The organism is Bartonella sp. AA23NXGY (assembly GCF_042197165.1).
GTDB lineage: Bacteria > Pseudomonadota > Alphaproteobacteria > Rhizobiales > Rhizobiaceae > Bartonella.
Map to the genome: position 1 here is coordinate 1 of NZ_JBHIRO010000035.1, position 6,281 is coordinate 6,281.

Annotated in this window: 7 protein-coding genes; all 7 read left to right on the forward strand. The window is 43.6% G+C overall.

Annotation, left to right across the window (positions count from 1 at the left end):
• Nucleotides 1–59 precede the first annotated feature (59 nt).
• On the forward strand, nt 60–293 hold the full coding sequence (locus ACFINY_RS09125) for a hypothetical protein (protein ID WP_375611072.1): 234 nt from the start codon (nt 60–62) through the stop codon (nt 291–293).
• Between the two features lie 21 nt (nt 294–314).
• The gene (locus ACFINY_RS09130) at nt 315–3,845 is read left to right on the forward strand and encodes a hypothetical protein (protein ID WP_375701029.1); all 3,531 of its coding nucleotides are present in this window, start codon (nt 315–317) and stop codon (nt 3,843–3,845) included.
• A 9-nt stretch (nt 3,846–3,854) separates the two neighbouring features.
• Nucleotides 3,855–4,184 (forward strand): hypothetical protein, encoded by a 330-nt coding sequence (locus tag ACFINY_RS09135; RefSeq protein WP_375701030.1) that lies wholly within the window; start codon nt 3,855–3,857, stop codon nt 4,182–4,184.
• Between the two features lie 63 nt (nt 4,185–4,247).
• Complete coding sequence (locus tag ACFINY_RS09140; protein WP_375701031.1) at nt 4,248–4,910, forward strand: lysozyme; 663 nt, start codon at nt 4,248–4,250, stop codon at nt 4,908–4,910.
• The gene (locus ACFINY_RS09145; RefSeq protein ID WP_375611041.1) at nt 4,907–5,134 is read left to right on the forward strand and encodes a hypothetical protein; all 228 of its coding nucleotides are present in this window, start codon (nt 4,907–4,909) and stop codon (nt 5,132–5,134) included. Before ACFINY_RS09140 ends, ACFINY_RS09145 begins: the two co-directional genes overlap by 4 nt.
• 116 nt (nt 5,135–5,250) lie before the next feature.
• Nucleotides 5,251–5,481: a hypothetical protein gene (locus ACFINY_RS09150; protein ID WP_375610411.1), complete on the forward strand. Its 231-nt coding sequence runs from the start codon at nt 5,251–5,253 to the stop codon at nt 5,479–5,481.
• Nucleotides 5,482–5,505: 24 nt separating this feature from the next.
• Nucleotides 5,506–6,281 (forward strand): DNA adenine methylase (locus ACFINY_RS09155; RefSeq protein ID WP_375701032.1); only part of this gene is annotated, 776 nt, incomplete at its 3' end.

A 6,281-nucleotide genomic window follows, 5' to 3' on the forward strand; every position in this document is an offset into this window, starting at 1 on the left:
TTGAAACGCGCCCCGTTAATGTGAGTGTAATTTATGGGATCAAGACATGAGGAGTTGAAATGTCATTAAAACCGTTTGCGATATCAGAGATTAGCGACCCGTCTCAAGTACGGGTCGTTTTGTATTCTGGGGGAGGTTTTGTACATGCGCCGCTTACTGGCGTTTTTGATTTACTGAAAGCCGCTTTGAAAACAGAGCTTGATGGTTCACTGAAAGATTTAGAGAAGCGCTTAGAGACCTTAAGAGAAGAGTTTGAAGATTTGAAAGAGTGTTCATTAGACGAAGTGCTCTGAATGATGTGAGGACGAAAACAGATGAAGATACCCGATCATGAACATGAATATTTGATACCTGTTGCAACGAAAGAGGAAATCAGAGAAGGGACTTCGCAAGACAGCGTTGTTGTTCCGAAGCTTTTAGGGACGGCATCTTTGTATTCGTATGAAACCTTTGCGCCGTTAGAGCAGGTTGTTAATGCAAGACAAGAAGCAGAAAAAGCCATGTCGCGTGCGAATGGCGCGCAACAGGTTGCAGAAGAATCGAAGAGGGTTTCGGAACAAGCGCTTAGCGAAGTGACGAAAACAGTTCAAACAGCGACAACAGCGCTTACGACGTCTCATGAAGCGAAGGAAGAAGCTAAAGCAGCGACGACAACGGCTAGCCTTGCGAAAGAGACAGCGGATACAGCCAATGGCTTAGCAGAAGAAGCCAAGAATACTTCTGATGCAGCGAAGCGCATGGCAGAAGAGACAAAAGCAGCAGTCGATAGAGCCTCAGGGGAAATCAATAGTACGAAAGGTTCCCTTTCTACGGCATTACAACGTTTTGAAGAGGTCAAACAGAGCAGTGAGAATGCTGTTAATTTATCGACCGAAGCCAAGAGGTTAGCCGATGAATCGAAGACCATTGCAACGCGTGCAGAACAAACAGCAAGAGAAGCTTCACAAACAGCAACAGAGACGACGCAAGTAGCAGCGACGGCGGTAGCAACGTGTCATGAAGTTAAGACTGTAGCCATGCAAGCAAGTCTAAAGGCAGATGGAGCCAAACAGGCAGCCGATGATGCCAAGGATATTGCAGAACAATCAAAAGAGTTATCAGAAGGTGCGACATCTTCTGTTAGAGAACTCACAAAAACAGCGTCTCAAGTACAAACGGCAGTAGAGAAGGCATTAACGGAGTCAAGAGAATCCAAACAGATAGCAGAGTCATCTAAGACACTCTCAGAAGAAGCCAAACAACTCGCAACAGAAGCCCAAAATGCCTCTACCAATGCGCTTACAGAAGCGAATGCAGCGAAGGATAAAGCATCTACAGCGCTTACCTTAGTCAATGATGTCAAGAATATTTCTGAAGAAGTGAAAGGTATTGCAGAAACGGCATTATCGACCGCTACCACAGCTAAACAGGCTGGTGATGAGATCGGGCAAAAAGCTTTAGAAGCGTTAACGAAGTCGAGTGAAGCTAAGAGTTTAGCGGAAACAGCTCATAGCACAGCAGTAAGTTCACAGCAGACAGCCGCTGATGCAAAAGCTAAAGCCGAAAGTGTAGAGACAGTTGCGAATGCAGCGAAGAGCACAGCAGAAGAAGCCAAGAGTGCAGCAGATAGTGCAATAGCGAAAGCGGAGCAAGCCCAACAGAGCACAACAGAAGCCTCTAGAATAGCTTTGGAAGCGAAAGCGGTAGCAGAGTCTGCGGTGCGTTCAGGAGAGACGGCAGGGCAGGTGAGTGGGGAAGCGGTGAAGGGCATAGCACAAGAGGCGAAGCGTAAAGCGGATGAAGCTGAAAAAATAGCACAAGAAGCCAAACAGACAGCAGGTTATGCCAAACATGATGCGGAGCAAGCGCGTAGTGAGGTGGAAAATGCAAAAAGCACAGCGAATGCAGTGTGGAATAAAGCCCACAAAGCGAATGAAACAGCAGATAGTGCTAAGCTTACAGCAAGTTTAGCAGAAACGGCAGGCGAAGAAGCCAAGAAAATAGCGGAGAAAGCCAATAACTACGCGTATGAAGCAAAAGATGAAGCCGGAAAAGCCAAGGAAATAGCCAATAGTGCAAAATATGCAGCAGGAGAGGCGCAAAAGGCAGCTGAAACAGCGGGTAAAAAAGCCGCGTCTTTAGAAGCAGCCGCAGAAGGAGCACAAAAAATAGCTAAAGAAGCCAAACAGACAGCAGGTTATGCTAACCATGATGCGGAGCAAGCGCGTAGTGAGGTGGAAAAAGTAAAAAGCACAGCGAATGAAGCGTGGAGTAAAGCTTACGACGCGAATGAAGCAGCCAATAACGCTAAGACTATAGCCAGATTAGCAGAAATGGCAGGTGAAGAAGCCAAGAAAATAGCAGAGAAAGCCGATGACCGAGCGTATGAAGCCAAGAATGAAGTAGAAAAAGCCAAGGAAATAGCGAGTAATGCAAAATATATAGCAGGAGAGGCGCAGAGGGCAGCCGAAACAGCGGGTAAGAAAGCCGCGTCTTTAGAAGAAGAAGCAGAAGAGGCACAAAAAATAGCCAAGGAAGCCAAGGAGTCTGCTGGTTATGCAAGACATGATGCGACGCAAGCGCGCAATCAGGCAGAAAATGCAGAGAAAATAGCCTCGTCTGCGAGGAGTAGGGTTATTGATATCAATCAAGTGGTTGAGAATTTTAAAGCCCCCGTAAGTTTAGCGCGGATGTACTCAGACGAAGCCAAGAAAAAAGCCGAGGCGGCAGATTCACAAGCCTATCAAGCCAAGAGCGAAGCCGAAAAAGCCAAGGAAGTAGCCGATAGAGCGAAAAGGACAGCAGAAGAAGCCAAAACAACCGCCGATACAATGAAGAAAGAGCTTAGTGGTATCAAGAGTTCTCTGGAAACAGCGACAACAGCTCATACAGTAGCTTCACAGGCAAAAGCGCTAGCGGAAGAGGTAAACAATTTACTGAAACAGTCCAATTTAACGGTTTTTTCAATTTCCACACCGTTTCTTGTAGCGACAGGCAAAGCGCAATTAACCGTGAAAAAAGGAACCTATCTAACTTTGCCACGAACTCATAATATTTTGGTTGTAAGTTATACGGTAGATGCCAGAATAAGCATGCCGTCTCTTTCTGCGGGCAAGGATTATTATCTTTATTTGGTACCGGAGGGAGATTCTCATAAAATTGTTGTATCAGAAAACTCTACGTATCCAAGGAATTACACAGTGAGTAATTCGCGAAAGATAGGAGGGTTTCATACGCTTTGTGCGGATGTTGGTACGATTTCCGGTCATCCATTGTCTGGTTATAGAGCAGGGGATATTTTACCCAATTCAGTTTGGTGTTTAAATCACCGCCCTTATAGTTCACCAGAGGGAATGGTCTACGACCCCTCTACAGATCTTTGGGTTGATATTTATCTTCAATCAGGGACGGGTGAAAATACGAAATCAATGTATCGTACCAATATAACAACAAACCGTAATTATACCGAACATGTAACAGATATGGCGCGTGTTAAAAAATCTTTACTGAGTGATGAAGCGTTTGCTTCTGCTATGTATGGAAGCAATGAAAAGACACATATTGTTGGCAAGAAAGAACCAACCTCTAAGGTTTCAGGTGGATATAAGGATACGGCGAATCGTCGAATGATCTCGCATATCGGTTGTGAGGATGGTTGCGGTTATGTTTGGCAATTTTTATCGGGCACGTTTCCTATACCCATAAGCCGTACGCAAAATACGTTTGAAATGAGAGCATTGTTAGGGGGTGGTAGCTGGAGTAATACAACGGATAATGGGCGTTTTACTCGAGCCGCCATGATCGTCAATGGTGGAAATGAACAAGTTGCGGCGCGTGGATGTAGCCATACGCGTCATTTTGTTTAGGAGGGAGAGATGATAGAATATCCAGAACATTTAAATAGCAAAGAAGATTATCTGAACATGCTTTCTTTTGACAAAGTTGAAACAGTAAGAAGGCTAGAGATGCTTTTGACAACGCGTTTTTATTGGGTTTTTGTTAAAGAGCTTGGAGAGGGAGAAGAGGGGGTAGAAGATGATACGCATAAGGTTTGTCGAACAACAGAAATACCGTTTGATTCAAATGGTGATTTTGTCGAAAAGCGTTGTCAGTATGAATTACAGGAAAGTGAATATGCGCCGCTCTTTCAGCTTGGCTTTGGTGTTGACGAAGTCGAGCAACTGATCAAAGAGCATAGCCAATAGAGATCATAAGAAAACATTTTTATCCAGCTCCACTTTTGTGGGGCTTTTTTTATGGAGCGTCAGATGAGAAAGATATCGAAAGAAGGATTAGAGCTTATCAAACAATGGGAAGGTTTGCGTTTAGAGGCTTATCGAGATACGGCATGTGTCTGGACGATTGGTTATGGTCACACCAGCAATGCGGGTCACCCCCTTGTCAAAAAAGGCATGTGTATTAGCCAAAAGCAAGCAGAAGAAATCCTTTGTGAAGACTTAAAGCAATTTGAGAAGACGGTAGAGGAATCGGTCACGGTTTCGTTAACGGATTGCCAATTCGCGGCATTGGTCTCATTTTGCTATAATGTAGGAACAGCTGCTTTTCGCAAGTCAACCTTGTTGAAGAAGCTTAATCAAGGGGATTATGAAACCGTACCCTTAGAATTACAGAAATGGAATAAGGTCGGTGGGAAGCCTCTTGCGGGTTTAGCCAACCGTCGAGCAGCAGAAGCGGGATTATGGGTAAAAGGGGCTTATGTTTCTTCGAATTATCAAAGGGTAGAAACGAAAACAGCAAGCGGTCTTTTAAAGATAGAAGCACTTGCCCCGATTATAGGGTCTTGTTCGGGGTTTGGAGGCTTGTTGGTTGGCAATGGTCCGGTGCAATGGGCTTTAGCAGGTATCATGGTTTTAGCGGCTGTAACGGGCATAGTGATTGTCGCCAAGCGGTTTGGGGAGCAACGCTTATGATTTTTTGGCTAAAGAAATATTCTCTTATGTTTACAGCGGCTTTAGCCGTTTTTTTTATGGCTTTAGCCAAGGCGTTTCAGCTTGGCAAGCAAAGCGAACGGCAAAAGCAAACAGAGAATGCTTTAAAGACAGCAACAACCCGTCTTGAGGTAGAAAATGAAGTTAATCGAAAAAGTGATGCTGGTGTGCGCTCTGAACTTTCTCGTTGGGTGCGCGGCAAATAGGTCTGTTTCTTGTGGTGGCTGGTTGCCCATTTATTTGGATAATCAGGATGTTGAGGTCATCAGTTCCAACCTTGCAAGAGATATTTTGAAGCATAACAAGCAGGGAGCCCATTTATGTGGTTGGAAAGATGGTCAAGAAACGAAGCAGCAAAGATAAAGGTCTTACAGAAACAGAACAACAGCTCCTTCACGAGATGATAGAGACCTATCAAGGCTTAAAGATGATGTCACGCATCATGAAATTGATTGCCTTCATTCTCTTTATGTTTGTAATAGATTTTTCCCGTTGCGTGGACGCCATAGAGAATAGCTTCTCACATCTTAAAAGATGGATAACAAAAAGTTAGATATCAAATCTCTCCTTTAAAAATATGATGAAACAAGAATTTACACAAACATTGTTTGCGTGGATGGGTGGTAAACACTATCTGCGTAAGAAAATTATACCGATTTTAAATAATATTGACCATGAAACCTATGTTGAACCGTTTTTAGGCTCTGGTGTTATTTTCCTAAATAAAAGACCAGCAAAATATTCCGTGATTAATGATTTGAATGGAGAGATCACGAACCTGTTTCAATGTGTTCAAAATAACTTTGATGATTTAGCCAAACGACTAGAATGGTTTGTTTGTTCAAGACAGTTGTTTTTTGAACTTGCGGCGATTGATCCAGAAAGCCTTTCCAAAGTTGAAAGAGCCGCACGTTTTTTGTTTCTCCAACGTTGTGTGATGTATGGGAAAAAAGAGTATGTCTCTTTTGGCTTTGGAAGGAAAAAGCCTATAGCATTTAATCCCGATAAGCTGTTATCAAGGATGCGACGTGTTAGACAGAAGCTTCTTGATACGACAATCTTAAATTTGTCGTGGGAACGGGTTATCGAGCTATTTGATGCACCCGACAGTTTATTTTACCTAGACCCGCCTTATCTTGTGAAGAAGAAGTGTTATAGCTCTGGGAATTTTGTTGAAGATGATTTTGTGAGTATGGCAAAAGTTCTCAAAAGCATACAAGGCAAATTTGTCTTGAGTCTCAATGATTGTGATGCGGTTCGAGAGATCTTTAAGGATTTTGACTTTTTAGAATTAGAGACCCTTTGGACCTCTGGTTTTGCTAAAAAACCACCCCGAAAAGAACTCTTGATTCG

Bases quoted from the DNA above. Each gene is read 5' to 3' on its own strand.
- ACFINY_RS09125 (WP_375611072.1), top strand. From the start codon at position 60: ATGTCATTAAAACCGTTTGCGATATCAGAGATTAGCGACCCGTCTCAA.
- ACFINY_RS09130 (WP_375701029.1), top strand. From the start codon at position 315: ATGAAGATACCCGATCATGAACATGAATATTTGATACCTGTTGCAACG.
- ACFINY_RS09135 (WP_375701030.1), top strand. From the start codon at position 3,855: ATGATAGAATATCCAGAACATTTAAATAGCAAAGAAGATTATCTGAAC.
- ACFINY_RS09140 (WP_375701031.1), top strand. From the start codon at position 4,248: ATGAGAAAGATATCGAAAGAAGGATTAGAGCTTATCAAACAATGGGAA.
- ACFINY_RS09145 (WP_375611041.1), top strand. From the start codon at position 4,907: ATGATTTTTTGGCTAAAGAAATATTCTCTTATGTTTACAGCGGCTTTA.